Raw genomic sequence first — 24,564 nt, forward strand, 5'->3', positions numbered from 1 at the left:
AAGGGTAGTCATGCATGCACTGCCGCCGCGGACAGCTGATCCGCATGCGCCGCGCAGACCTCGCAGAATGTGGCGCTGACGCGCCCATCGTCCGCTGCGGCACGCCAGAAATCCCGCGCTGCGCTCCATGCCGCGTGCCACACCGCGCACTGGGGCGGCAGCGGCAGGGGCGGCTCGAACGTCCGCATCGGCACCTCGCCGCCGGGCAGCGGCGCGTGCAGCATGGGCAGCATGTCGTCGTCGGACCAGGCCTGCGGGTCGGGCGCGACGCCCAGGGCGTGGTGCTCGGCGCGGGCGAACAGGCGGCCCATGTAGCCCTGCGGTCGCATGTCGTGCAGCAGATAGGGCAGGCCGGGCCACCAGCCGTCGCGTGCCTCGTCAGGGACTGGCCAGCCGCTGCCGGCCAGCGGCATCCAGCAGCCACCGCCCTGCAGCGGCGTCAACTGCGTCAGCAGTTCGGCCTGGCCCTGGGGGTTGAACGGCGCAGATGGGCAAGTCGGCCAACATGCCCCGGCCGGCGTGCAGCGGGCGGCAGGCGCTGCAGCGTGGGCACGCTCACGCCCAGATCCGCGGCCAGGTCGGCCGCTGCCGCGGGCGCGCGCCGGGTTTCTGGCTCAACCCAGGCTTGGCATGGGCAGGCGTGGCTGCATTTGCATTTACATCGGCAAACCCGTAGTCCATTGGCCCTATTGAGAGGAGGGGAGCTCGTTTGTACTCTGTACCGTCCACAAACGAGGAGACAGTTCCATGAAACATGTATTGCGAATGCTGGGCATCGCCGCGGGCTTTGCCTTGGCCAGCCATGCAGCCATGGCCGATTCCATTTCACCCGAGACCTTCTCGGCGACTCTGGGTGTCGGTGAATCCATCACCATTACCAAGACGGTCGTCATCTCCAAAGAGGCGCCAACATCGGCGCTGGTTGACGTGAAATTCGTCGCCGACACCACGGGCTCGATGGGAAGCATCATCAATCAGGCGAAAGCGAACGCGACTTCCATCATGGGCAACGTCGCCGGTTACGGCGACGCCCAGTTCGGTGCCAGTGAATACAGGGATCGAACGGATGCCTACATCACCAAAGTTAACCAGGCGCTGACGTCCGATACGGCCGCGGTACAGACGGGAATCAACACGTGGGTTGCTGGCGGGGGCGGTGACACACCCGAGGCCAATCTGATCGCGCTCAAGGAGCAGGCCGAGGCCAGCGACTGGCGCGCTGGGTCGCACCGGTTCATCGTCCAGTTCGGCGATGCTCCCGGGCATGAGGGTGGCTTGTACTACCCAACGCTGAACGAAACAATCGGCGCATTGAAGGACAACAACGTCAAGGTGCTGGTCGTCGGTACCAACGCGATGAACGCTAACTGCTCTGATTGCACGCTCGATGCGGCAATGACGATCGCCACTGAGACTGGCGGCTCTTTCAATCTGTTCGACGGCAGCGCGGACATTGCAACGTTGATACAGAACGCGATTGGGGACGCCTTCGATACCTACACCAATGTCGCGCTTGGCCTGGTCGGCGCGGCGCCCGGCGGCGTTGAGGTGAGCTTTGATCCGGTGTCCTATTCCGGTTCCTGGGACCGCTCGGAAGACCGCACCTTCACGTTCAACATGACGTTGACGGGCCTGATGGCCGGCACCTACGACTTTGGCGTGGGCGCCTTTGTGGATGGCGGGCAGGTGGCGCTGGAGAAGGACTACATCACGGTCGTTGGCTCGGTATCCGAAGTGCCGCTGCCGGGCGCTCTGCCCATGTTGCTGGGTGCTTTCGGCCTGCGCAGCGCCGCACTGCGCCGCCGTCGCCGCAATCTGGGCTGATCCAAGCCAACCTGCTGGGGCAGAATGGGGCGGCACGGTGCCGCCCCATTTTGTTGAGGGCTGCACCATTTTGTATTCGACCTGAAAGCTGACCATGCAAGTTTTTTCGTTGCGAGCCGTCCTGCTGTCCTTGCCGCTGCTTTTTGCCATGGTCCAGGCGAACGCCATGACGGTCGACCTGACCCAGGGCGTGATGGGCATGGGGAAAATGGCGGCCCAGCGCGGCCCGCTGGACGAGGCGGTGGAGCTGATCCAGTCGGGCAAGGCCGCGGACGCTGAAAAACTGGCCCGCCGCGTGATCAAGGAGTCACCGCAATCGGCGCCCGCGCATGAGGTGCTGGGCATTGCGCTGGCACTGCAGAACAAGGTGCCCCAGGCCATCGAGGCCTTGCAGCGCTCGGTCAAGATCGATCCCGACCAGTACACCGCATGGACGAAGCTCGGCGACATCGCGACGGCAATGGGTGAGGAGGACAAGGCCTTCTCGTTCTACCAGGAGGCCACCAAGATCGCCCCCGGAGACAGGCTTGCCAACCAGCGCATTGGCCTGTACCTGGCGCGCCATGGCGCCGTCGAGCCTGCGATCGTGCATCTGGAAAAAGGCGTGGCGGGACTTGCGCAAACCACCCCTGGCCTGCGCGTGGATCTGGCGCACCTGTACCTGCGCGACGGGCGGCCCGAGCAGGCCCTGGAGTTGCTCAAACCGTGGGATGAAGCCAACAGCGGCGGCAAGGACGTGCCTGCGCCGGCCCTTGTGGCGCTGGGGGATGCCTGGCTGGCGTCCGGCGATCCGGCCAAGGCGGCGGCGCGCTATCGCACTGTTTTGACCCGGCAGGAGCACGCCAAGGACGTGCCTGCGCTGCTGGGCCTCGGCCGTGCCCAGCGCGCCCAGCAGCAGTGGGGCGATTCCATCGCGACCCTGACCCAGGCGAGCACGATCGCGCCCCAGGATCCCGCCCCTGCGCTGGAACTGGCCGTCAGCGAGGCGGCTTCGGGTGCCGGCGATGCTGCGCAGCAGCGCCTGGATAGGCTGGTGGAGCAAAAGCGCAAGCCCGGCGTCGACACGCTGGCCGCCGCCGCCAGGCTGTATGCCGGCATGGGTGCCTACGACAAGGCGCGCGACACGTTTGCACGGGCGATTGCCGGGCAGCCGGGCGATCCCTCGCTGCGCGCCGGCATGGCACTGGTGCTGCTGCGCCAGGGCGATACGAAGGCCGCGCTTGCGCAGTCGCGCAAACGGCTGGAACTGGCGCCGGACGACGTGGATGCCGCCTTCATGGTCGGCATGCTGGAAGAAGGCGCGGGTGACAAGCGCAGCGCCGCGACGTATTACGAGCGCGTGCTCAAGACGTCGCCCGAGCACTGGGCCAGCCTGAACAACCTGGCGCTGCTGCGCCTGGGAGAGGGCCGCAAGGACGAGGCGCTTTCATTGGCCAGCCGCGCCGGCCAGTCGGCGCCCGACAACCCCACGGTTCTCGACACGCTGGCCCATATTCACGAAGCCAGCGGCGACGCCAATGGTGCGGCGCGCGCGCGCCTGCGGCTTGGCGAGCTGTACCTGAACGAGAACCGTGCCGAAGACGCCAGGAAGGTGCTGAAAAAAGCGGCACGCGAGGCCACCGATGCGGCGCTGCGTGCGCAGATCGAGGCCAGGCTCGAAAACCTCTGAAACCGGCCTGCCGCAGCACAATCAGCTCGGCGCCGGCCCCGCGCAGCGCTGCTGCAGGTGCTCCAGAGCCTCCTGCACCTGGTCGACCAGCACCAGGCACAGGTCGCCCGGCTGCAGGCGTGCCAGCGCGTGGTCGATGGCGAGGAATTCGCCGTGGATCTCGGTCACGTAGCTGGTGCGCGGCGCGTTCTGCAGGCCCTGGTGCAGCAGCGCCAGCACCTCGCCGTCGGCGCGGCCGCGCTGGCAGGCGTCCTGGTAGAGGATGACTTCGTCGAAGGCCTCGCCCAGGATGCGCGTCTGCGCGGTGATGTCCTCGTCGCGCCGGTCGCCGGCGCCGCTGATGACCACGCTGCGCTTGTTGGCCGGCATGCCCTGCACCGCCTGCACCAGCGCGCGGATGGCGTCGGGGTTGTGGCCGTAGTCGGCAATCAGCGTGGCGCCGTGGTAGTGCATGACGTTGAAGCGCCCGGGCGCGTTGTCGCTGTCGTTGACGAAGCTGGCCAGGCCGCGGCGGATCGTGTCCCAGGGCAGGCCGATGGCCCAGGCGGCGGCGACGGCGGCCATGGCGTTGTCGATCTGGAAGGCGATGGTGCCGCCGTGCGTGAGCGGGATGTCGCGCAGCGGCACGCTTTCCCGCCACGAATCCTCGGCGGCGACGATGTGCTCGCCCTCGACGTAGACCACGCGCTGGCCCTGGGCGCGGTGCGTGGCCATCAGCGGGTGGTGGCGGTCGTGGGCGAAGAAGATGACCTTGCCCGGGCAGACCGAGGCCATGGCCGCGACGTGCGGGTCGGCGGCGTTGAGCACGGCCCAGCCGGTGGCGGGCGTGACGTTCTGCACGATGACGCGCTTGAGCACGGCAACGTCTTCCACCGTGGTGATGAAGTTCAGCCCCAGGTGGTCGCCCTCGCCGACGTTGGTGACCACCGCGACCTGGCAGCGGTCGAAGCCCAGGCCCTCGCGCAAGAGCCCGCCGCGCGCGCATTCGAGCACGGCGGCGTCGGTCTCGGGGTGGAACAGCGCGTTGCGTGCGCTCCTGGGGCCGGAGCAGTCGCCGCTGTCGATCTGGTGGCCGTTGACGTAGACGCCGTCGGTGTTGGTCATCGCTGTGCGCCAGCCGTGGGCGGCAAACAGGTGGGCGATCAGGCGCGTCGTCGTCGTCTTGCCGTTGGTGCCGGTGACGGCGACCAGCGGCACGCGCCCGTCCTCGCCCGGGGGAAAGAGGGCGTCGACCATGGGTGCACCGACGTTGCGCGCACGCCCGAACGAGGGCGACAGGTGCATGCGCAGGCCGGGTGCGGCGTTGACCTCGACGATGCCGCCGCCCTGGTCTTCCAGCGGGCGCAGCATCGACTCGCAGATCACGTCGACGCCGCAGATGTGCAGGCCAATCGTCTGCGCCGCCTCGATGGCGCGCGCGGCGATGTCGGGGTGAACGTCGTCGGTCACGTCGGTGGCGCTGCCGCCGGTGGACAGGTTGGCGTTGTGGCGCAGCACCACGCGCTGGCCGCGCGCGGGCACGCTCTCGGGGCTCAGGCCCTCGGCGGTCAGGCGCGCCAGCGCGATCTCGTCCAGGCGGATGCGGGTCAGCGCCGTGCCGTGGCCGCTGCCGCGGCGCGGGTCGCGGTTGACCTCGTCAACCAGCTCGCCAATGGTGTGCACGCCGTCGCCCAGCACCTGCGGCGGGTCGCGCCGCGCGGCGGCCACCATGCGGTCGCCGACGATGAGCAGGCGAAAGTCATGGCCGGGCAGAAAGCGCTCGACCATGATCTCGTCGCCGTACTCGCGCGCCGTCGCGTAGGCGGCGTCCAGCTGGGCGCGGGTGGCGATGTTCACCGTCACGCCCTTGCCCTGGTTGCCGTCCTGGGGCTTGACGACGACCGGCAGGCCGACCTCTTCGGCCACGGCCCAGGCGTCGTCCGCGCTGGCCACCGGCCGGCCCAGCGGCACCGGCACGCCGGCGGCGTGCAGCAGGCGCTTGGTCAGGTCCTTGTCCTGCGCGATCGACTCGGCCACCGCGCTGGTGGCGTCCAGCTCGGCCGCCTGGATGCGCCGCGCCCGCGCGCCCCAGCCCAGCTGCACCAGCGAGCCGCGCGTGAGCCGGCGCACCGGAATGCCGCGCGCGCGCGCCGCGTCGACGATGGAGCCGGTGGACGGACCGACGCGCTCGTCCTCGTCCAGCTCGCGCAGCTCGGCAATCGCCTGGTCGGCGTTGAAGGGCGCGTCGGCCAGCGCCGTCTCGACCAGCGCGGCGGCCTGTTCCAGCGCGCGGCGGCCGACGGCCTCCTCGGTGTATTCGACGACGACCTGGAAGGTGCCGTGCTCCACCGTCTCGTGCGTGCGGCTGAAGGTGACCGGGCAGCCGGCCTGCGCCTGCAGCTGCAGCGCGGCGGTCTCCAGCACGTCGGCCAGCGACAGCGGCTGGTGGGTGCCCTGGGGTTTGAGCGCGCCGATCTGCGCAAAGCGCGCGCGCAGCCGGTCTTCAAAACCGGCCAGCTGGCCGATGTCGTGCTCCTGCTCGCTGCAGCGCACGATGGTCTCGATGGCGGTGCTGCGGGTCCAGAGATTGGGGCCGCGCAGCGCGCGGGTGCGAATGATTTCCATGGCCTTGGTCTGTCTGTCTTGTGTGGGGCGCTGCCGACGCGTCAGGCGCCGGCCGTGTCGCCGTATTCAAAGGTCTTGATGCCGGCGGCGATTAGCTCGGGCGCAATGTCCAGCGCCCAGGCGCCGGCAATGGCGGCCAGCAGCGACGCGGTGTCGGGCGCGGTGCCGCGGGCGGGGGCGAGCGCCTGCAGCGTGCCCAGCACGCGTTCGCGCGCGCCGCTGGCCAGCACCACCTGGCCGTCGCGCACGAAGACCGCGCGCCCTTCGCCCTCGGCGCGGTGGGCGGCCAGCAGCGGGTTGTGCTCGTCCAGCGCATACAGCAGCACCGCGCCGTCGCACAGCTTGGCCAGCGCCGCCACCTGGGCATCGTCGGCGTTGAGCACGCCGGCGCCGCCGTCCAGCACCACGTCGATCTGCGTGCGCAGCACGCGCGTCATCGCGGCGCGCTCCAGCACGTCGTGGTCGGCCAGATCCTGCCAGCCGTCCATGTCGGTCACCACGCCGACCTGGCAGCGGTCGTAGGCCAGGCCTTCTTCAAGAATGGAGCGCGCCGTCGTCTGGATCACGGCGGCCTGCGCCAGCCGGTTGGTCAGCACGCGGTGGGCGCCGGCCCAGTGCGCGCAGCTGCTGCGCTGGGTGCGCCGCCCGGCCAGGAACATGCCGTCGCTGCTGGCCACGCCGGTGAGCCGCCCCGACAGCTGCAGCAGCCAGCCCACCAGGCGGGCGATGAAGGCGTTGCCCTGCGTTCCGGCAATGCCCACCAGCGGAATGCGCCCGCTGCCGGCGCCGCCTTCTGCGGGCGCGAAGAGATGGTCGACGATGGCCATGCCCACCGGGCGCGGCATGCCCACGGTGGGCTTGAGGTGCATCAGCAGGCCGGGGCCGGCGTTGACTTCGATGATGGCGCCGCCCTGCGCCTTGAGCGGGCGAGAGACGTCGGCCATCACCATGTCCATGCCGGCAATGTCCAGCCCGACGATTTTTGCCGCCAGGCAGGCGTGGTAGGCCACGTCGGGGTGAACCTCGTCGGTGCAGTCGATCGCCATGTTGCCGCTGCGCTGCAGCAGCACCTGCTGGCCCAGCGCGGGCACGGTGTCGGGCGTCACGCGCTGGCGCTTGAGCTCCAGGCGCACGGCGGGCTTGTCCAGGTCGATGCGGTCCAGCGGGTATTGCTGCTCGGGGCCGCGGCGCGGGTCCTTGTTCAGCGCGTCGACCAGCGCGCGCAGCGTGGACTGGCCGTCGCCCAGCGCGTGCACCGGCTCGCCGCGGCAGGCGGCCACCACCTTGCCGCCGACGACGAGCAGCCGGTGCTCGGTGCCGGCGATGAACTGCTCGACGATGACGTCACCGTCCTCGCTCTCGGCCCGCGCCAGCGCATAGGCGGTGCGGATGTCGTCCTCGTCGCTCAGCTCAAGCGTCACGCCGCGCCCGTGGTTGCCGTCGCTGGGCTTGATGGTGACCGGCAGGCCGATGTCCTGCGCCGCCTCCCAGGCGTCGTCGGCGCTTTCCACGTCGCGCCCCTCGGGTACGGGCACGCCGCAGCTGGTCAGCAGTTCCTTGGTCAGGTCCTTGTCCTGGGCAATGCCCTGGGCAATGGCGCTGGTTTGGTCGCTCTCGGCGGTCCAGATGCGCCGCTGCGCCGCGCCGTGGCCCAGCTGCACCAGGTTGCCGTCGTTCAGGCGGATCGCGGGGATGCGCCGCTCGGCCGCTGCGTCGACGATGCTGGCCGTGCTCGGACCCAGGTAGCGCTCGTCGATCACGGTCTTGATCGCGGCAATTGCCGCGTCCAGGTCGAACGCGTCGTCGTTGATCGCTGCCATCACCAGCTTGTGGCCCCAGGCCAGCGCGGTGCGCGCCACCGCTTCCTCGGGGCAGCGAAACACCATGCGGTAGACCCCGCGGCGCGAGATCTCGCGCGTCTGGCCGAACTCGGCCGGCATGCCCGCCAGGTTCAGCAGCTCGATGATGACGTGCTCCAGCACGTGGCCCATCCAGGTGCCGCCGGTCAGGCGCTGGATGAAGCCGCCGCGCTCGCCCACGCCGCAGTGGTGCTCGACCAGGTCGGGCAGCCAGGCCGTCAGGCGCTCGTTGAAGCCGGGCAGCTTGTGCGACGGCCAGTCCTCCAGCGCGCCCAGGTCGAGCCAGACTTCAAGCACCGGGCGGTAAGTCCAGACGCTGGGGCCGCGCAGATAAGTGGTGCGCAGCAGTTGGATGTCTTCAAAGCGTGCCATGGGCGGAAGGGGGTGTTTTTTTGGGGATTCAGAGGAAAGGAGCCGGATTCTCGCGCCGGCGGTCAGGGCGCGTCAGCCGCAAGCGGCCCTGGCGCGTTAAGCGGAGGTGCCTGGCGCCGTACACACTGATGCGCCACCGCAGCCTGGCCACGCAAACCTGCGCATCCCCCGAAGGGGTTGGCCGTGTCCATGACAGAAAGACAATGCAACATCACTCTTTGGTAGACGCTGTTGAGGCTGACCTGCCCGCTTTGGCGGCAGCGCGCTGGCAGGATGCCCTCGCTCCACAAGAAAACGTCCTGGCAACCCTGGAGGTTGACCTGACCCCCGATCTGCGCTTTGCGCCCGGCGCGCTGGCGCTGACCGGCCAGCGCCTGCTCTCGCGCGACGCAGGCGGCGCGCTCGGCGCCCAGGTGCTGGCGCCCGGCATGCAACTGCACCTGACCGAGACCGCCGGCGTCGGAACGCTGGCGCTGCACGACGACGAGCGCCAGATCGCGCTGTGGCGCTTCACGCTGGCGCGCCAGTCGCAGGCGGTGGCGCTGCAGCAGGCCTTCGTTCAGTGCATCGCGCACCTGGAGCGTGGCCAGGCCTGGCAGGGAGAAGGCGAGGGGGACGAGCAGCCGCGCTGCGAGACCTGCGGCCAGCTGCTGCCCGCCGGCAGCGACGAATGCCCGGTCTGCGCGCGCCGCCAGGCCGCGCCCACCTCGACCTGGGTGCTGCTGCGCCTGTGGCGCTTTGCCCGTCCGTACAAAAAGCAGCTGGCCGCCGGCTTTGCGCTGACGCTGGCCAGCACCGCGGCCACGCTGGTGCCGCCCTATATGACCATCCCGCTGATGGACGACATCCTGATTCCCTACCAGGACGGCAAGGACATTCCAGTCTCGCTCGTCGCGATGTACCTGGGCGGGCTGCTGCTGGCGGCGCTGCTGGCCTGGGGCCTGGGCTGGGCGCGCACCTATGTGCTGGCGCTGGTGTCCGAGCGCATGGGCGCCGACCTGCGCACCGCCACTTACGAGCACCTGCTGCGCCTGTCGCTGGACTACTTCGGCAGCAAGCGCACCGGCGACCTGATGGCACGCATAGGCTCGGAGACCGACCGCATCAACGTCTTCCTGTCGCTGCACGCGCTGGACTTCGCCACCGACGTGCTGATGATCGTGATGACCAGCGCCATACTGATCTCGATCAACCCCTGGCTGGCGCTGGTCACGCTGGTGCCGCTGCCCATCATCGCCTGGCTGATCCACAACGTGCGCGACCGCCTGCGCACCGGCTTCGAGAAGATCGACCGCGTCTGGAGCGAGATCACCAACGTGCTGGCCGACACCATTCCGGGCATCCGCGTCGTCAAGGCCTTTGCCCAGGAGGGGCGTGAGGCCAAGCGCTTTCGCAAGGCCAACCTGCGCAGCCTGCAGGCCAACGACCGGCTCAACCGCGTCTGGAGCCTGTTTGCGCCCACCGTCTCGCTGCTGACCGAGATCGGCCTGCTCATCGTCTGGGCCTTTGGCATCTGGCTGGTGGCGCGCCACCAGATCACCGTGGGCGTGCTGGCCGCCTTCATCGCCTATATCGGGCGCTTCTACACGCGGCTGGACTCGATGAGCCGCATCGTCTCGGTCACGCAAAAAGCGGCGTCGGGCGCCAAGCGCATCTTCGACATCCTGGACCACGTCAGCAACGTGCCCGACCCTGAGCAGCCGGTGCAGCTGGCGCAGATCCAGGGCGGCATCACGCTGCGCCGGCTGGGCTTTCGCTATGGCAGCCGCACCGTCATCAAGAACCTGTCGCTGGACATCCGTCCGGGCGAGATGATCGGCCTGGTCGGCCATAGCGGCTCGGGCAAGAGCACGCTGGTCAACCTGATCTGCCGCTTCTACGACGTGAGCGACGGCGCCATCGAGGTCGACGGCGTCGACATCCGCCGCATGGCCGTGACCGACTGGCGCCGCCACATCGGCCTGGTGCTGCAAGAGCCCTTCCTGTTCTTCGGCACCATCGCCGAGAACATCGCCTACGGCAAGCCCGGCGCCACGCGCGCCGAGATCATCGCCGCCGCGCGCGCCGCGCACGCGCATGAGTTCATCCTGCGCCTGCCCCAGGGCTACGACTCGCTGGTGGGCGAGCGCGGCCAGAGCCTGTCGGGCGGCGAGCGCCAGCGCATCAGCATTGCGCGCGCGCTGCTGATCGACCCGCGCGTGCTCATCATGGACGAGGCCACCTCGGCCGTGGACACGCAGACCGAGAAGGAAATCCAGAAGGCGCTGGACAACCTGGTGCAGGGGCGTACCACGATCGCCATCGCCCACCGCCTGTCCACGCTGCGCAAGGCCGACCGCCTGGTCGTGATGGACCGCGGCGAGATCGTCGAGGTCGGCCCGCACGACGAGCTGATGGCCCGGCGCGGCGCCTACTGGGAGCTGTACATGGCGCAGGAGCGCCGCGGAGGGCAGGAAGGCCCGCACAGTGAGGAGCAGGCGCAATGACCGAGCCCACCGTAGCAACCATCGCCGCCATCGACTGGCAGCTGCAGCGCAACGCCCATGGCCGCCTGGTGCTGACCCTGGCCGACGGCACGGTGCATGAGGGCGTCACGCCGGTGCGCGCCTTCCCGATCGAGGCGCCGCTGGACGGCCTGTCGCTGGTCGGCAGCGACGGCCACGAATGCGCCTGGGTCGAGCGCCTGGACGCGCTGCCCGCGCCGGTGCGCGCACTCATCGAGCAGGACCTGGCGGTGCGCGAGTTCGTCCCGACCATCGAACGCATCCTGGGCGTCTCCAGCTTCTCGATGCCCAGCACCTGGCAGCTGCAGACCGACCGCGGGCCGGCCACGCTGGTGCTCAAGGGCGAGGAGGACATCCGCCGCCTGGGCCAGCGCGGCCAGCTGCGCATCGCCTCCAGCGACGGCCTGCAGTTCTTCATCCGCGACGTGGCCCGGCTGGATCGCGCCTCGCGCAAGCTGCTGGAGCGGTTCCTGTAGCAGCGGGGCAGACCAGGGCAGGGAAAGCCAGGGAACAAGGAAACGGGCCGCGGGCCCGTTTTGCATATCTCCCAAGATTCCCCGGACTTTCCGCGCGCCCCGTCATTCCGACTTTCGCCGGCATGGCGGTGAGGGCGTAAATACGCCTTTATTTGTAACAAAACACAATAAAGCCTCAATTCCCCCTTTTGTTTGCCGAATCAAAGGTACGACGAGGAGGTCATTGCCACTACCGCCCCATTCAGACGAACAAGAGGGACATGCCATGCCATTGCCATCCGTAGACCGCACAGCCTTGCCATGGCGCCCGCAGGGTGCGGATCTGTACTCCACCGGCGCCTCCGGCGCGGTGCCGGTGCGCCCGGTGCAGGCGGTCAACCCGGTCGAGTCGCTGGATCGCCTGGGCGAGGGCGCCGTGGTGCGCATGCCCGAGAAAACCCTCTCGCCCGAGGAGCAATACCGCGACTGGACCCTGCCCGAGGAAAAAAAGGAAGCGCCCAAGGAGGATGAGGAAATCCCCAAGCGTCCGCCGATGTACCAGCAGATGATCGACTTCATCCAGTCCATGTGGCGCGCCAGCGCCTCGGCGATCGACGCGGCGCAGGAGGTCAACCGCGTCACCACACAAGAGCGCCTGGCCCAGCAGGTCAGCAACGACGAGTCGCCCACCTACGCCGACCCCAAGATCAAGCGCGGCGGCGGCGCGTAATTCCACTTCCATATCAACCGATTACTTTGTCGGCTTCGCTTGTCGTGCTACAGCACTGTCTGCGCTTCACCTTCGCGTACTCGATCGATATCGAAACGGAATAAAGCGGGCTGCCCCACCCACCGCATCCAGGCGAGACCTGCCACCGGGTAGGAGCGACGCCCTCGTCGCGAGGATTGCATCGGCCAGAGGGCTGGCCTCCTATATCTCGACAAGCCGCAGGCGGGCGAGCAGCGGCGGCTATCCAGGTTCCGGGTTGGACACCCCGCTGGCCACGTGGCCCGCAGGCACATGGGCGGCGGCCGACTGCACGTGGCCGCTTTGGTCGTCGAAGAAGAAATCGGGCTCGAACGCGCGCAGGAACGGCCCTTTCTCCAGCCCGCCCAGAAACATCGCCTCGTCCACCGTGATGCCCCATTGCAGCAGGGTGCGCACCGCGCGCTCGTGCGCCGGTGCGCTGCGCGCGGTCACCAGCGCGGTGCGTACGCGCATGGTCTGCGACGCCTGGGCTTGCTGCTGCAGCCGGTGCAGCGCGGCCAGTAGCGGGCGAAACGGGCCGCTGCCCAGCGGCGTGGTGGCCAGCGCCTGCTCGTGCGCCAGGAATTGCTGCAGGCCGCCGGCCTGGTAGACGCGCTCGGCCTCGTCGGAGAACAGCACCGCGTCGCCGTCGAACGCAATGCGCACCTCGTGCGGGTAGCGGTCGCCGGCGGGCGTGGCGTCGGTCATCACGCGCGCTGCCGGAAAACCCTCGGCCAGCGCCTGGCGCACGTCGGCCTCGTTGGCCGACAGAAACAGGTGGGCGCCCAGCGGGCGCAGGTAGGCAAAGGGGTTGCGTCCGCGCGTGAACACACCGCGCTCGATGGCCATGCCGGCGGCCTGGGCCGACGCGAATACGCGCAGCCCGCTGGCCGGGTCGTTGCGCGAGAGCATGACCACCTCGACGCGCTGCGCCTGGGACGTGTTGAATGCCAGCAGCTTGCGCACCAGCGCGTCGGCAATGCCCGGGCGCGCCGGTGCGTGCACGTGTTCGAGCTGGTAGCGCATGTAGGCGGCCTCGTCGCCGGCCTCGAACAGGTGGTTTTCTTCCTCGAAGTCGAACAGCGCGCGCGAGGAGATGGCCACCACCAGTTTGTCGCTGAGCGTCGCCGCCATGGTTTTCCTCCGAGAAAAGGATTAGGGCCTGTTAACGCTATTTTTGACGGATGCGTTGTGATCAAAAGGGCCACTCGCCAAGGCGCCAGCCGCAGCCAAGGTGCCACCCTTGGCAAGGCTGGCAACGCCGGCGATGGCCCTTTTGATCGCAACCCGAAGGGAACATACTCAAAACTGCGCCACTCTTCGTTGCGCTCCTTGCCCAGACACCCAGTCTGGGCCGCGTCGCACGTCTCGATTGACGCCGTTTTGAGTATGTTCGCATCGCCAAAAATAGCGTTAACAGGCCCTAGAGCGCCTGCCGGGCCGCCGCCGCGATCTCCAGCGAGCGCAGCCGCAGCGGCGGGTCGAACACGTCGCTGACCAGCATGAACTCGTCGGCGCGCGTGGCCTGGGCCAGCGCGGCAAAGCCCTCGCGCACCGTCTGCGGCCCGCCGATCACCGCGACCGCCAGAAAGTCGGCGATCGCCTGGCGTTCCTGCGCGCCCAGGCGCTCCAGGTAGCCCTGCACCGGCGGCGGCAGCAGGCCGCGCCGCCCGGTCAGGATGCCCAGCACGCGCTGGTAGGTGCTGCTGGCCAGGTATTGCGCTTCGTCGTCGGTGGGCGCGGCCACCAGTGGCACGCCGACGATGGCGTAGGGCTTGTCCAGCACGCTGGACGGGCGAAACAGCGAGCGGTACAGATCCAGCGCCGCGTGCAGCAGGCGCGGCGCGAAGTGCGAGGCGAACGCGTAGGGCAGGCCGCGCTCGGCCGCCAGCTGCGCCGAGAACAGGCTGGAGCCCAGCAGCCAGATGGGCACCCGCGTGCCCGCGCCCGGCACCGCCACGATGGCCTGGCCCGGCTGCACCGGGCCCAGCAGGCGCTGCAGCTCGGCCACATCGCGCGGAAAGTCGGCTTCGGTCTCGAAACGGTCGCGCCGCAGCGCGCGCATGGTCGCGCCGTCGGTGCCCGGCGCGCGACCCAGCCCCAGGTCGATGCGTCCGGGGTAGATGCTGGCCAGCGTGCCGAAGGCCTCGGCCACCACCAGCGGCGCGTGGTTGGGCAGCATCACGCCGCCCGAGCCCACGCGGATATGTTGCGTGGCCCCGGCAATGTGGCCCACCAGCACGGCGGTGGCCGAGCTGGCGATGCCGGGCATGTTGTGGTGCTCGGCCAGCCAGTAGCGGGCAAAGCCCAGCGCCTCGGCCTTGCGCGCCGTGGTCACGGCAATCTCGATGGCCTGGGCCGCGGTGCCGCCCTCGCGCACGGCCACCAGGTCCAGCATGGAGAGCAGGGGTTTCTTGTTCGGTGCAGTCATGGCCGCCATTGTCACGAAGCTATAGAGGAATGCAGGCCCAGCCGCCAAAGACCGGCGCCTGCACCGGCCATTCGTGCGCCTGCGGCGTGCGCGTGGCGTGCGGGCCCAGCAGCCAGTCCACGCAGCGCGCCACGCCGGCGTGGGTGATCCATACCTGGTCGGCACCGCCCGCCTGCCGTGCCTGCGCGCGCGCCTGCCGCAGCGCTGCGGCCACGCGCTGCAGCATCGCGGCCAGCGGCTCGCCGCCGCCGGGCGCGTGGCCTGCCAGGTCGGCGGCCCAGGCGTCCAGCGCCTGGCGGTCGATGGCGCTCCAGGTGCGGCCCTCCCAGCTGCCGAAATCCATCTCGGCCAGCCGCGGGTCGGCCGTCAGCGCCAGCGCCGGGCGCAGGGCCTGCAACTGCTGAGCCAGCTGCGCGCAGCGCAGCAGCGGCGAGTGGCGCAGCGCGGCCACGTCCGGTGGCAGCGCCGTGTGCAGTTGCAGCGCCGCCAACGCCGTGGCCTGCGCGTCGGCCGCCAGATCCAGCCGCCCGTAGCACAGGCCATCCGCCTGCAGCGGGCGCGCATGGCGCACCAGCCACAGCTGGCTCACCGCTGCGCCAGCGCCAGCGCCAGCCCCAGGTAAAAGCCCAGCTCGCCCAGTTGCTGCACCGCGCCCAGGCCGTCGCCGGTAAAGCCCTGCAGCCGCTGCGCCAGCCGCCAGTGCATCCACTGCGCGGCCAGGCCGCTGACGACGACGGCGCTGGCCAGCGCCGCCCAGCCCAGCGCCGCGCCCAGCCACAGCAGCGCCGGCACACACCACAGCGCGCCGGCGGCAACGGCTGCAGCGCTGGTGTGGCTGGCCAGCGGCTTAGCTTTGCTGCTTGCGCCGTCGCCTGCATAGGGCAGGCAGCGCATCACCGTCAGCGGCCACCAGCGCGACAGCACATGCGCGCCCAGCAGCGCCAACAGCGCCGGCGCCAGCGACGTGCTGCCCAGCTGTGCCAGCAGCGCCAGCTTGGTGAGCAGCGCCAGCACCAGCGCCATGGCGCCGAACGCGCCAATGCGCGAGTCCTTCATGATCTCCAGCACGCGCTCGCGCGTGTAGCCGCCGCCCAGGCCGTCGGCGGTGTCGGCCAGGCCGTCCTCGTGAAAGCCGCCGGTCGCCAGCAGCGTGGTGGCCGTGGCCAGCGCGGCCGCTGCCAGCGGCGCAAAGCCGCCGCTACCCAGCGCCCACCACAGTGGCGCGTACACGGCGCAGGCAACGGCTGCCACCGGCCAGCCGACACCGGGAAAGTGCGCGCTGGCCGCGTTGAGCAGGGCCGGGCTGTAGCCGACCCACGCCGCCAGCCGGCCGGTGACGGGCAGGCGGGTGAAGAACTGCACGGCCAGCAGATAGTGGCGCAGGGCTTGGATCATGGCCAGCCGCCCCCATCCCAACCTACCCCCAGAGGGGGAAGGAGCAAAGCTGCCGACCGGCGTGTGTATTTCTCCCTCTCCCTCTGGGGGAGGGCGGGGGTGGGGGCCAGCGGCGTCGGCCTCGGCAAAAGCCTGTTGCTGTGCACACCGTCCTCACCCCAACCCTCTCCCGGGGGGAGAGGGAGCAAGGCCGGCGCGGTTTTTGGCATTGGCGGCAGGGCTGACCCATCTGCCGCCCACCCCTCCCCCTCACGCCCGCCCATTGGCCTGCAGAAACAGCCGGTACGCCGGGTTGTGCGTCTCTTCCACCCAGGGGTAATCCAGTTCCTGCAAAAACGCGTCGAACGCCGCGCCGTCCTGCGCCGGCACCTGCATGCCGACCAGGATGCGGCCGTAGTCGGCGCCCTGGTTGCGGTAGTGGAACAGCGAGATGTTCCAGGTCGGGCGCATCAGGCTCAAGAATTTGAACAGCGCGCCCGGACGCTCGGGGAAGGTGAAGCGCATCAGCCGCTCGTCGCGCGCCAGGTTGGAGTGGCCGCCCACCAGGTGGCGCAAATGCTCCTTGGCCATCTCGTCATGCGTCAGATCCAGCGATTCGAAGCCGTTTTTCAGAAAGCTTTTGGCGATCTTCTCGGACTCGCCCTTGCCGTGCGTCGACAGGCCGACGAAGACATGGGCCTTGCGCTCGTCGCTGATGCGGTAGTTGAACTCGGTCACGCTGCGCGGGCCGCCCGGCAGCGCGCCCACCACCTCGCAAAAGCGGCGAAAGCTGCCGCGCTCCTCGGGAATCGTCACCGCGAACAGCGCCTCGCGTTCCTCGCCCATGTCGGCGCGCTCGGCGACGAAGCGCAGGCGGTCGAAGTTCATGTTGGCGCCCGACAAAATGGCCACATAGGTCTCGCCGCGCGTCTTGTTTTTGGCCACGTACTGCTTGATGGCCGCCACGCCCAGCGCGCCCGACGGCTCGACGATGCTGCGCGTGTCGGCAAAAATGTCCTTGATCGCCGCGCACACGGCGTCGGTGTCCACGCGCACATACTCGTCGACCAGCTTGCTCGCCAGGCGAAACGTCTCCTCGCCGACCAGCTTGACTGCCGTGCCGTCGGCAAACAGGCCCACATCGGGCAGTTGCACGCGCGCGCCGGCCTGGGCCGACTGGGCCATCGCGTCCGAGTCCACCGTCTGCACGCCGATGATCTTGACTTCCGGGCGCAGCGCCTTGATGTAGCTGGCAATGCCGGCAATCAGCCCGCCGCCGCCAATTTGCACGAACACAGCATCCAGCCGCGCATTGCCCAGCGCCTGGACCTGGCGCAGCAACTCCATGGCAATCGTGCCCTGGCCGGCAATCACGTCGGGGTCGTCGAACGGGTGCACAAACGTCAGGCCCTGTTCGGCCTGCAGCGCCAGCGCGTGCTCGTAGGCGTCGGAATAGCTGTCGCCCACCAGCACCACCTCGCCGCCGAGCTGGCGCACCGCGTCCACCTTGACCTGCGGCGTCGACGTCGGCATGACGATGACGGCGCGCGTGCCCAGGCGCGCCGAGCTCATCGCCACGCCCTGCGCATGGTTGCCGGCCGACGCGCAAATCACCCCGCGCGCCAGTTGGTCGGCCGGCAGCTGTGCCATCTTGTTGTACGCGCCGCGCAGCTTGAAGCTGAACACCGGCTGCTGATCCTCGCGCTTCAAAAGCACCTTGTTGTGCAGGCGCCGGCTCAGCGCCTTGGCCGGCTGCAGATCCGACTCGCGCGCCACGTCGTAGACGCGCGCGGTCAGTACTTTCTTCAGGTATTCGGCCGGGGAGAGAACAAAGGAATGGGAGGCAGTCTGGACTTGGGTCATGGGTGTATTTTGCTGCGCCGCAGCACGAACGGCGCGGGCGGACATGATAGACCCCGGCGACGGCTGTCGTTCATCCGCGGCGGCTACGCCCGCACGCTGGCCCGCACCCGCTCGATCTGAATTTTCAGCGCAGGCAGATCGCTGCGGATCGTCCGCCAGACAATGGCCAGGTCGACGCTGTCGTAGCCGTGCGTAATGCGGTTGCGCATGGTGTACACCACCAGCCACGGCACCTCGCTGTGCTGTGCGGCAAATTCAGGCGCTGCACGCTGAATGTTGTTGGCCGCCTCGCCGATGATTTCGATGTTGCGCAGCGCCGCATCCTGTACCAACGCATTGGCCATGAATTGCGCTTCATCCATGTCCGCGGTGTAGCGCTCGATGCGCTCCAACGCGGTCAACATGTGCGATAGATAGTCGCCAACCCGGTCGGCCTTGCTCATGGCGGGCTCATATCGGACGTGCTTCGCGCAGCACCTGGCCGCGAAAACGCTCCGGCAATGCCTTGGGCGTGACGACGTCGACGGGCACGGCCAGCAGCGCCTGCAGGGCAACCTGAATGGCTGCCACGTCCATCAACGTGGTCTCGTTCGTGGTGTCGATCAAAATGTCCAGATCGCTGCCGGGTGCGTCGCGGCCATGCACCACCGAGCCAAACACCCGGCCATTGCAGGCGTGGTGCGCGGCAATCACCTGGTGGACTGCTTCCCGGTGGCGGGCCAATGCTTCTGAGGGGCGCATGTCTGCTCCTGAAAATACGTTCCGTACGCTCGCCGTGCCAATGGTAGGCGGCATGCGCCTGGTGAACAACCGTTGCACATTCGCCACACATTCGCCGTCATGGCACCGCCACTGTGCCGCCAGGCATGTGACGCGCTGCGACCGCAGCGCGCCCGAACGCGGGCGCAAAAAAACGCCCCGAACCTTGCGGTGCGGGGCGTAATCCATCCTTTGAGGAGATGGAGGAGACAATCGGTGCGCAACACCTGGGTGCCAGCGCTTGGTGCCGATTGTAGTGTAAAAATATTGCACTGCAACATCTATTTTCTTTTTCGTCTTTTTGGGGAGAACACCGCCATGGAATGCACCGTCAGCTGGACCGGCCCCGCCGGCACGCGCACCGGCATGGGCTTTGTGGCCGAGACCGGCAGCGGCCACGTGCTGATGATGGACGGCGCGCCCGACGTCGAGCACCCCGGGCGCGGTGGCCAGAACCTTGCGCCGCGGCCCATGGAGGCCGTGCTTGCCGGCACCGGCGGCTGCACCGCCTACGACGTGGTGCTCATACTGCAGCGCGGGCGCCACGAGGTGCGCGGCTGCACCGTGCGGCTGACCAGCGAGCGCGCCGCCACCGAGCCCAAGGTGTTCACCAGCATCCACATGCACTTCACCGTCACCGGCCGCAACCTGCCCGCAGCGGCGGTGGAGCGCGCCATTGCGCTTAGCCACGAGAAATACTGCTCGGCCAGCATCATGCTGGGCAAAACAGCGCAAATCACGACCAGTTTCGAACTGGTCGAGGGATGAATGCCTGCCAGGTGGCACTTGGGCAATGTGTCTGGGCGTAAGGGCGAAATGTTGCAACGCCACAACGAATGCCGGGTTTTCCAGTGGTCCTTCGCCGATTTGCTTTGCAGATCACAGTCCCCTCTGGTGCAATAGTCCCAACTTCCCCACCAGGAGGTTGGCGCCCCAAAGCGGCGCCCTCTGTTCAACCTTGGAGAACCTCGCAATGAAAAAATCCCTGATCGCCCTGGCAGTCCTGTCCGCTTCCGGCCTGGCCATGGCGCAGTCCTCCGTGACTCTGTACGGCGTTGTTGACACCGGCCCCACCTACATCAAGGGCGACAAGAACGTCTACGGCCTGACCAACTACGGTGGCACCACCAACAGCCGTCTGGGCCTGCGCGGCACCGAAGACCTGGGTGGCGGCCTGAAGGCCATCTTCAACCTGGAAGGCGGCATCGGCACCGACACCGGCGAAGGCAAGGCTGCTGGCGGTGGTTTCGACTTCAAGCGTACTTCGTACGTTGGCCTGGAAGGCGGCTTCGGTATCGTGCGCTTTGGCCGCGAGCTGACCGCTTCCTACCTGGCCGTTTCGCGCTACGACCCATTTGGTGATACCGGTATTGGTGCTACCCGCTTCTGGGGCAACGGCTATGCGGCACGTGTTGAAAACGGTATTACCTACTACACGCCCAATATTGCCGGCTTCAAGCTGGGTGTTAACTACGGCTTTGGCGAGCAAACCGCTTCGCGCGATAACCGCTACATCACCCTGGGTGCGACCTATGACAACGGCCCTCTGAGCGTGGGCTTTGGCTACGACAAGCTCAACGGCAACCGTGTGGGTGGCCTGAATCCTGCTGCTGAAGACCTGACGACGTGGCAGCTGGGTGGTTCGTACGATCTGGGCGCTGCCAAGCTGGCCGCTGCCTACAAGAACACCAAGTACAAGGACGATCTGGGCAACAGCGAGAAGCTCAAGAGCTACATGCTGGGCGTAACCGCTCCCGTGGGCGCCGGCAAGATCAAGGCCGCATACAGCCACTACAAGTGGAGCGACAGCAGCGCCAAGGCCAACGAATTCTCGCTGGGCTATGTCTATGATCTGTCCAAGCGCACCGCCGTGTACGGCACCTATGCCTACCTGAAGAACAAGAATGGTGCTACTTTCGGCCTGAACGCCGGTAACCTGGCCACGAGCGCTGGCTTGACCGCCAGCGGCAAGCAGCAAGGTCTGCAAGTCGGCATCCGCCACGCTTTCTAATCCGATGCCGGCCCAGGCCGGCGCGATTGGATCGCATGCAAACCGCCGCCCTCGGGTGGCGGTTTTTTTGTGGGTGCCTGCCGTTCGGTGCGGCGCCATGGAATGCCGTGATGACCTCCAAGTACAGCAAAGAACAAAAAGAAGGCTTGGCGCGTTTTCTCGATGCCCTCGCCCGCCGCAATCCCGTTCTGCCTGTCTGAGCCCGCCCTGTGCGGGCTTTGTTTTTTTCGCGCAGGCAACGCAGTAGCCGGTTTCGCGCGCGCCGCTGGCGCCACGACGCGCCGCCCCATGCGCCCCATGTGTCACCTGCGCAACAGGCTATGCGGGAAAACGACTGTGGTGCGGATGCACTGTGAGCTTGCTCACACCGGGGTGTTTCCTAGAATGAAACTTTCATTCACAACTCTCGATTGAAAGAGACAAACCATGCGCCTGTTCACTCCCAAGACTCTCGCACTGGCCGCCATGCTGGCCGTTGCCGCGCCGCTGTCCTATGCCCAGGCCAATGCAAGCAGCGTGCAGCTGTACGGCATCGTGGACGTGGCCTACCGCCATATTTCCAATGCCCAGAATGAGGCTTCCAGCAAGATGATTGGCGGCGGCATGTCCAACAGCCGCTGGGGTGTCAACGTCACCGAGGATCTGGGCGGCGGCCTGAAGGCCCTGGCCAACCTGGAGGCGCGCTTCAATGCCGACGATGGCACCCAGGCGGCCGCCAACTTTTTCCAGCAGTCGTGGGTGGGACTGCAAAGCAACAGCTTTGGCCGCATCACGATGGGTCGCCAGTACAACGTACTGTTCGATGTGGTGACGACTACCTATGCATCGTTCCCGTACTCGCCCTACATGGAGGCGTACAAGCCCGAGATCGGCATGGCGATGAGCGCGCGCGCCAGCAACATGATCAAGTACACCGCCGAGATGGGGGCCGTTCGCGGGTCGCTGCAGTACTCGTTTGATGAAGGCAATACCGTCGAGAAGCTTGGCCCCGGTGTGAATGCTGCGACTGGTGGCATCAAGACCTTTGGTGGTTATCTGCGCTATGCCGACAAGGGTCTGGCCGTGGGCGGGGGGTATTTGCGCACGACACTGCCGGGTGACACCAAGGTCGATGCCTGGACACTGGGTGGCTCCTATCGCATGCAAGGCTGGTACTTCAATGCCGGCTATGCGTTGAACAAGCGCAAGGGCACGTTCACCCCAGGCGTGAACAGCATCGTGGACAGCGGTTTGCTGGCAGCGTACTGGTCTGGTGCGTCCAACGGCGGCTTCCTGCCGGGCGCCAGTGCACTTGCTAACCCGATGAATGTGCTGGACCACGCCAACAAGCGCCAGATGTACACCGTGGGCGCTGGTTACCAGATCACACCGCAGCTGAACCTGGGCGCGCATTACTACCACGCCAAGCAGACGGGCTCGGCCAGTGGCGCGTTCAACGGCAAGGCCAACTTCCTGGTCGCGGTGGCCGACTATGCGTTCTCCAAGCGCACTGATGCCTATTTCGGCGTCGACCACACCCGCGTCAGCGGCGGCAATGGGATGGCGCTGGACGCCAACGGCGCGCGCAGCCGCACCGGCATTACTGCAGGCCTGCGCCACCGCTTCTGAGCGCGGCTGCAAATTCCGGGCGCCCGATTTTTTTGGGGCCCGGTTTCCGGATCGGGTGACGGGCCTCCTTTGGGAGGCCTTTCCCTTTCTGTCGCGTTGATGGGGACTTTGGATCCCGGCTTTCGCCGGGATGACGTTTTTTTCCGGACGGTGCTCTTTTTCCCCAGTGGTGTTTGCACCGAAGTGACGCTCTTGCGTCGCAATGACGACAGCCCATCATGGTTTGTAGCCGGGGCGATCGTTCCAACTGCTGACATACTCCGACCCCATGCTTGCCTTTGTCCTGCGTCGTCTGCTCCAGGCCGTGGTCGTGATGGCCACGGTGGCGTTCATCGCCTTCATGCTGTTTCAGTTCGTTGGCGACCCGGTGCTCATCGTGCTGGGCCAGGACGCCACGCCCGAGCAGATCGCTCAGCTGCGTGCGGCGCTGGGGCTGGATCGCTCGTTCATCGTGCAGTTCTGGCATTTCCTGGTCAACGCGGTGCAGGGTGACTTCGGCCTGTCTCTGCGCCAGGGGGTCAAGGTCTCGCGCCTGATCGCCGAGCGTTTTCCGGCGACGCTGGAGCTGTCGCTGGTGGCCGCCGCGCTGGCGCTGCTGGTGGGCCTGCCGATGGGTGTGTACGCGGCGCTGCGCCGCGGCAGCTTCACCAGCCAAGTGTTCATGATGCTGTCGCTGCTGGGCGTGTCGCTGCCCACTTTCCTGATCGGCATTTTGCTGATCCTGATCTTCTCGGTGACGCTGGGCTGGTTTCCCAGCTTCGGGCGCGGGCCGGTGCTGCAGCTGGGCTGGTGGAGCACGGGGCTGCTGTCGGCCAAGGGCTGGCACCACATGGTGCTGCCGGCGATCACGCTGGCGATCTTCCAGCTCACGCTGATCATGCGGCTGGTGCGCGCCGAGATGCTGGAGGTGCTGCGCACCGACTACATCAAGTTTGCCCGTGCGCGCGGCTTGAGCAGCCGCGCCATCTATTTCGGCCACGCGCTCAAGAACACGCTGGTGCCGGTGATGACGATTACCGGGCTGCAGCTGGGCGGGTTGATCGCGTTTGCCATCATCACCGAGACGGTGTTCCAGTGGCCGGGCATGGGGCTGTTGTTCATCCAGGCCGTGACCTTTGCCGACATCCCGGTGATGGCCGCCTATCTGTGCCTGATTGCGCTGATTTTCGTGGTCATCAACCTGGTGGTCGATTTGCTGTATTTCGTAGTCGACCCGCGCCTGCGCGTGGACAAGGCAGGGGGGCATTGAATGCAGAACCTGCAATACAAGGCGGGCGGGCGCGCGTTTGCGCAGATTGCCCAGTTCCACCCCGAGCTGACCGCGCTGCGCCGCGACCTGCACGCCCACCCGGAGCTGGGGTTCGAGGAGGTCTACACCAGCGCGCGCGTGCGCGAGGCGCTGCGCGCCGCGGGCGTGGACGAGGTGCACGAGGGCATTGGCCGCACCGGAGTGGTGGGCGTGGTGCGCGGGCGCGGGCGCAGCAGCGGGCAGATGGTGGGCCTGCGCGCCGACATGGATGCGCTGCCCATGGCCGAGCACAACGACTTTGCCTGGAGGTCGTGCAAAAGCGGGTTGATGCACGGCTGCGGCCACGACGGGCACACGACCATGCTGGTCGGCGCGGCGCGCTATCTGGCGGCCACGCGACGCTTTGACGGCACGGCGGTGCTCATTTTTCAGCCCGGGGAGGAGGGCATGGGCGGCGCGCGCGTGATGATCGAGGACGGGCTGTTCGAGCGCTTTCCGGTGCAGTCGGTGTTTGCCATGCACAACTGGCCGGCGATGAAGCCCGGCACCATCGGCCTGAACGAGGGCGCGATGATGGCCGCAGCCGACCGCATCACCATCGAGATCACCGGCCGCGGCGGCCACGGCGCCCACCCCTACCAGACGGTGGACGTGGTGCTGGTGGCGGCCCACATCACGACGGCGCTGCAAAGCATCGTGGCGCGCAACGTGCGCGCCATCGATAGCGCGGTGATCAGTGTGTGCGCGATGCGCGCGGGCGAGCTGGGTGCGTTCAGCGTGATGCCGGGCGAGGCGACGCTGGTGGGCACGGTGCGCAGCTTCTCGCCCAAGGTGCAGGACATGATGGAGGCGCGCATCAAGGATTTGTGCAGCGCGATTGCGCTGGGCTTTGGCGCCACGGCCACGGTGCGCTACGAGCGCATTTACCCGGCGACGATCAATACCGCCAGCGAGGCGCGCTTTGCCGCCGGTGTGGCCGAGCAGCTGGTGGGCGCCGAGAGCGTGGTGCGCAACCTGGAGCCGAGCATGGGCGCGGAGGATTTCTCCTTCATGCTGCAGGCCAAGCCCGGCGCCTATCTGCGCCTGGGCCAGGGCAACGGCGCGGCGCTGCACAACAGCCGCTACGACTTCAACGACGCGGTGCTGCCCCTGGGCGCGGCGCTGCACGCCAGCCTGGTCGAGCAGGCCATGCCGCTGACGGGGGGCGTGTGAAGGTGATGCATGCCGCTGCATG

Annotated in this window: 21 protein-coding genes; 11 read left to right on the forward strand and 10 right to left on the reverse strand. The window is 67.8% G+C overall.

All coding sequences use genetic code 11. The annotated features are described in order from the left end of the window. Window positions 1-8: 8 nt before the first annotated feature. Window positions 9-443: a hypothetical protein gene (locus tag ABD767_RS09510; RefSeq protein WP_103044081.1), complete on the reverse strand. Its 435-nt coding sequence runs from the start codon at window positions 441-443 to the stop codon at window positions 9-11. Between the two features lie 304 nt (window positions 444-747). Here ABD767_RS09510 and ABD767_RS09515 point away from each other — a divergent pair, with 304 nt between their 5' ends. Together ABD767_RS09515 and ABD767_RS09520 are read left to right on the forward strand one after the other, a co-directional pair. Beyond that, entirely contained in the window at window positions 748-1,824 is a 1,077-nt protein-coding gene (locus ABD767_RS09515; RefSeq protein ID WP_344869481.1) for a vWA domain-containing protein, read from the forward strand. A 166-nt stretch (window positions 1,825-1,990) separates the two neighbouring features. Next, entirely contained in the window at window positions 1,991-3,493 is a 1,503-nt protein-coding gene (locus ABD767_RS09520) for a tetratricopeptide repeat protein (protein WP_344869483.1), read from the forward strand. Between the two features lie 21 nt (window positions 3,494-3,514). Here the strand turns inward: ABD767_RS09520 and cphA are convergent, their stop codons facing one another. Together cphA and ABD767_RS09530 are read right to left on the reverse strand one after the other, a co-directional pair. Beyond that, window positions 3,515-6,097, reverse strand: a complete 2,583-nt coding sequence (cphA, locus tag ABD767_RS09525) for a cyanophycin synthetase (RefSeq protein WP_344869485.1) — start codon at window positions 6,095-6,097, stop codon at window positions 3,515-3,517. 41 nt (window positions 6,098-6,138) lie between these two features. Further along, window positions 6,139-8,328 (reverse strand): cyanophycin synthetase, encoded by a 2,190-nt coding sequence (locus tag ABD767_RS09530; protein ID WP_344869487.1) that lies wholly within the window; start codon window positions 8,326-8,328, stop codon window positions 6,139-6,141. Between the two features lie 203 nt (window positions 8,329-8,531). Between ABD767_RS09530 and ABD767_RS09535 the strand changes: the two genes are divergently transcribed. The 3 genes from ABD767_RS09535 (at window position 8,532) to ABD767_RS09545 (ending at window position 12,017) form a co-directional block, all read left to right on the forward strand. After that, a complete protein-coding gene (locus ABD767_RS09535) occupies window positions 8,532-10,814 on the forward strand; it encodes a cyanophycin metabolism-associated ABC transporter (RefSeq protein WP_344869489.1) in 2,283 nt (760 codons plus the stop codon). Next, entirely contained in the window at window positions 10,811-11,308 is a 498-nt protein-coding gene (locus ABD767_RS09540) for a cyanophycin metabolism-associated DUF1854 family protein (RefSeq protein ID WP_344869491.1), read from the forward strand. Before ABD767_RS09535 ends, ABD767_RS09540 begins: the two co-directional genes overlap by 4 nt. A gap of 265 nt (window positions 11,309-11,573) precedes the next feature. Further along, entirely contained in the window at window positions 11,574-12,017 is a 444-nt protein-coding gene (locus ABD767_RS09545; RefSeq protein ID WP_103044074.1) for a hypothetical protein, read from the forward strand. A gap of 240 nt (window positions 12,018-12,257) precedes the next feature. Here ABD767_RS09545 and ABD767_RS09550 read toward each other — a convergent pair whose 3' ends face one another. The 7 genes from ABD767_RS09550 to ABD767_RS09580 all read right to left on the reverse strand — a co-directional run bounded on the left by ABD767_RS09550 (window position 12,258) and on the right by ABD767_RS09580 (window position 18,444). Continuing rightward, window positions 12,258-13,169: a 5'-nucleotidase gene (locus tag ABD767_RS09550; protein WP_103044073.1), complete on the reverse strand. Its 912-nt coding sequence runs from the start codon at window positions 13,167-13,169 to the stop codon at window positions 12,258-12,260. Window positions 13,170-13,458: 289 nt separating this feature from the next. Beyond that, complete coding sequence (locus ABD767_RS09555; protein WP_103044102.1) at window positions 13,459-14,466, reverse strand: MsnO8 family LLM class oxidoreductase; 1,008 nt, start codon at window positions 14,464-14,466, stop codon at window positions 13,459-13,461. Between the two features lie 19 nt (window positions 14,467-14,485). After that, window positions 14,486-15,055 (reverse strand): histidine phosphatase family protein, encoded by a 570-nt coding sequence (locus tag ABD767_RS09560; RefSeq protein ID WP_103044072.1) that lies wholly within the window; start codon window positions 15,053-15,055, stop codon window positions 14,486-14,488. Further along, window positions 15,052-15,858, reverse strand: a complete 807-nt coding sequence (locus ABD767_RS09565) for an adenosylcobinamide-GDP ribazoletransferase (RefSeq protein WP_103044101.1) — start codon at window positions 15,856-15,858, stop codon at window positions 15,052-15,054. Before ABD767_RS09565 ends, ABD767_RS09560 begins: the two co-directional genes overlap by 4 nt. Window positions 15,859-16,110: 252 nt before the next feature. Continuing rightward, window positions 16,111-17,703 (reverse strand): threonine ammonia-lyase, biosynthetic, encoded by a 1,593-nt coding sequence (gene ilvA, locus ABD767_RS09570; RefSeq protein ID WP_103044071.1) that lies wholly within the window; start codon window positions 17,701-17,703, stop codon window positions 16,111-16,113. 83 nt (window positions 17,704-17,786) lie between these two features. After that, a complete protein-coding gene (locus ABD767_RS09575; protein WP_103044070.1) occupies window positions 17,787-18,146 on the reverse strand; it encodes a HepT-like ribonuclease domain-containing protein in 360 nt (119 codons plus the stop codon). 7 nt (window positions 18,147-18,153) lie between these two features. Then, window positions 18,154-18,444, reverse strand: a complete 291-nt coding sequence (locus tag ABD767_RS09580; RefSeq protein WP_103044069.1) for a nucleotidyltransferase domain-containing protein — start codon at window positions 18,442-18,444, stop codon at window positions 18,154-18,156. 336 nt (window positions 18,445-18,780) lie between these two features. On the opposite strand from ABD767_RS09580, the gene ABD767_RS09585 reads away from it, so the two are divergent. From ABD767_RS09585 to ABD767_RS09610, 6 genes are all read left to right on the forward strand, one after another. Beyond that, window positions 18,781-19,230 carry an OsmC family protein gene (locus tag ABD767_RS09585; RefSeq protein WP_103044068.1) on the forward strand — a complete coding sequence of 150 codons (450 nt, stop codon included), beginning with the start codon at window positions 18,781-18,783 and terminating at the stop codon, window positions 19,228-19,230. Window positions 19,231-19,435: 205 nt separating this feature from the next. Continuing rightward, window positions 19,436-20,473 carry a porin gene (locus tag ABD767_RS09590; protein ID WP_103044067.1) on the forward strand — a complete coding sequence of 346 codons (1,038 nt, stop codon included), beginning with the start codon at window positions 19,436-19,438 and terminating at the stop codon, window positions 20,471-20,473. A gap of 35 nt (window positions 20,474-20,508) precedes the next feature. Further along, complete coding sequence (locus tag ABD767_RS09595) at window positions 20,509-20,673, forward strand: hypothetical protein (protein WP_344869501.1); 165 nt, start codon at window positions 20,509-20,511, stop codon at window positions 20,671-20,673. Window positions 20,674-20,899: 226 nt separating this feature from the next. Continuing rightward, entirely contained in the window at window positions 20,900-22,081 is a 1,182-nt protein-coding gene (locus ABD767_RS09600; RefSeq protein ID WP_344869503.1) for a porin, read from the forward strand. 268 nt (window positions 22,082-22,349) lie between these two features. Beyond that, the gene (locus ABD767_RS09605; RefSeq protein ID WP_103044065.1) at window positions 22,350-23,330 is read left to right on the forward strand and encodes an ABC transporter permease subunit; all 981 of its coding nucleotides are present in this window, start codon (window positions 22,350-22,352) and stop codon (window positions 23,328-23,330) included. Further along, window positions 23,331-24,542: a M20 aminoacylase family protein gene (locus tag ABD767_RS09610; RefSeq protein ID WP_344869507.1), complete on the forward strand. Its 1,212-nt coding sequence runs from the start codon at window positions 23,331-23,333 to the stop codon at window positions 24,540-24,542. Window positions 24,543-24,564 lie beyond the last annotated feature (22 nt).

The sequence above is a fragment of the Comamonas faecalis genome (assembly GCF_039538025.1).
Taxonomy (GTDB): domain Bacteria; phylum Pseudomonadota; class Gammaproteobacteria; order Burkholderiales; family Burkholderiaceae_C; genus Comamonas_C; species Comamonas_C faecalis.

Bases quoted from the DNA above. Each gene is read 5' to 3' on its own strand.
- ABD767_RS09515 (WP_344869481.1), top strand. From the start codon at position 748: ATGAAACATGTATTGCGAATGCTGGGCATCGCCGCGGGCTTTGCCTTG.
- ABD767_RS09520 (WP_344869483.1), top strand. From the start codon at position 1,991: ATGACGGTCGACCTGACCCAGGGCGTGATGGGCATGGGGAAAATGGCG.
- cphA (WP_344869485.1), bottom strand. From the start codon at position 6,097: ATGGAAATCATTCGCACCCGCGCGCTGCGCGGCCCCAATCTCTGGACC.
- ABD767_RS09530 (WP_344869487.1), bottom strand. From the start codon at position 8,328: ATGGCACGCTTTGAAGACATCCAACTGCTGCGCACCACTTATCTGCGC.
- ABD767_RS09535 (WP_344869489.1), top strand. From the start codon at position 8,532: ATGCAACATCACTCTTTGGTAGACGCTGTTGAGGCTGACCTGCCCGCT.
- ABD767_RS09540 (WP_344869491.1), top strand. From the start codon at position 10,811: ATGACCGAGCCCACCGTAGCAACCATCGCCGCCATCGACTGGCAGCTG.
- ABD767_RS09545 (WP_103044074.1), top strand. From the start codon at position 11,574: ATGCCATTGCCATCCGTAGACCGCACAGCCTTGCCATGGCGCCCGCAG.
- ABD767_RS09550 (WP_103044073.1), bottom strand. From the start codon at position 13,169: ATGGCGGCGACGCTCAGCGACAAACTGGTGGTGGCCATCTCCTCGCGC.
- ABD767_RS09555 (WP_103044102.1), bottom strand. From the start codon at position 14,466: ATGACTGCACCGAACAAGAAACCCCTGCTCTCCATGCTGGACCTGGTG.
- ilvA (WP_103044071.1), bottom strand. From the start codon at position 17,703: ATGACCCAAGTCCAGACTGCCTCCCATTCCTTTGTTCTCTCCCCGGCC.
- ABD767_RS09575 (WP_103044070.1), bottom strand. From the start codon at position 18,146: ATGAGCAAGGCCGACCGGGTTGGCGACTATCTATCGCACATGTTGACC.
- ABD767_RS09580 (WP_103044069.1), bottom strand. From the start codon at position 18,444: ATGCGCCCCTCAGAAGCATTGGCCCGCCACCGGGAAGCAGTCCACCAG.
- ABD767_RS09585 (WP_103044068.1), top strand. From the start codon at position 18,781: ATGGAATGCACCGTCAGCTGGACCGGCCCCGCCGGCACGCGCACCGGC.
- ABD767_RS09590 (WP_103044067.1), top strand. From the start codon at position 19,436: ATGAAAAAATCCCTGATCGCCCTGGCAGTCCTGTCCGCTTCCGGCCTG.
- ABD767_RS09595 (WP_344869501.1), top strand. From the start codon at position 20,509: ATGCAAACCGCCGCCCTCGGGTGGCGGTTTTTTTGTGGGTGCCTGCCG.
- ABD767_RS09600 (WP_344869503.1), top strand. From the start codon at position 20,900: ATGCGCCTGTTCACTCCCAAGACTCTCGCACTGGCCGCCATGCTGGCC.
- ABD767_RS09605 (WP_103044065.1), top strand. From the start codon at position 22,350: ATGCTTGCCTTTGTCCTGCGTCGTCTGCTCCAGGCCGTGGTCGTGATG.
- ABD767_RS09610 (WP_344869507.1), top strand. From the start codon at position 23,331: ATGCAGAACCTGCAATACAAGGCGGGCGGGCGCGCGTTTGCGCAGATT.